Annotated in this window: 1 protein-coding gene; it reads right to left on the reverse strand. The window is 51.1% G+C overall.

The genetic code is table 11. From position 1 onward, the window contains the following. Window positions 1-134: 134 nt before the first annotated feature. Window positions 135-416, reverse strand: a complete 282-nt coding sequence (locus MLJ35_RS15740) for a hypothetical protein (RefSeq protein ID WP_243385052.1) — start codon at window positions 414-416, stop codon at window positions 135-137. Window positions 417-511 lie beyond the last annotated feature (95 nt).

The following is a 511-nucleotide window of genomic DNA, read 5'->3' on the forward strand; positions in this document are numbered from 1 at the left end:
GCCTAACGTAGGAAGCTAACCGGGCCCCGCCTGCACCGAGGCTATGAGCGGAGCCGAGGAAGCGGAACGAAGAGAAAGAGCGGAGGGCAATGCAGGCGGGGTCCGAGTTGAGCTAAGGGTTAGGCCGATGGATATCAGGGGAGAAGCCACTTAAGAAAGGAATCCTCATTTTCCCAGATTACGCCGAGGAAGAAGGATACACGGCAATTGGCTTGAGATTCGTTGCCGTCTGGGGTGAGGAACGTGACCTTGTAATTGAAATTGCGCAGAACGAAATTGTAAGAAGTGCTTATTTTTACCAATTCAAAGCCCTTTGCTTTGACCGCTTGCTTGATGGAGGCCTTGTCGCTCTTGACAATCAAGACGGTTATTCCAACCAGAAGGGCCAAACCGAGAAGAATGCCAAGCCAATTCATAAGATGGATTCCCTAGCAGGTTGATGAAGCGGCGTGAGCGCTGATAACGACTTTGGTGTTGGGATTGTTCTGGGAGTTCTTGAGAGGCCTAACGA

The organism is Geothrix alkalitolerans, from assembly GCF_022808885.1.
Lineage (GTDB): Bacteria > Acidobacteriota > Holophagae > Holophagales > Holophagaceae > Geothrix > Geothrix alkalitolerans.

What these genes read in the sequence shown, in the direction of transcription:
- MLJ35_RS15740 (WP_243385052.1), bottom strand. Translation starts at nt 416, where the DNA reads ATGAATTGGCTTGGCATTCTTCTCGGTTTGGCCCTTCTGGTTGGAATA.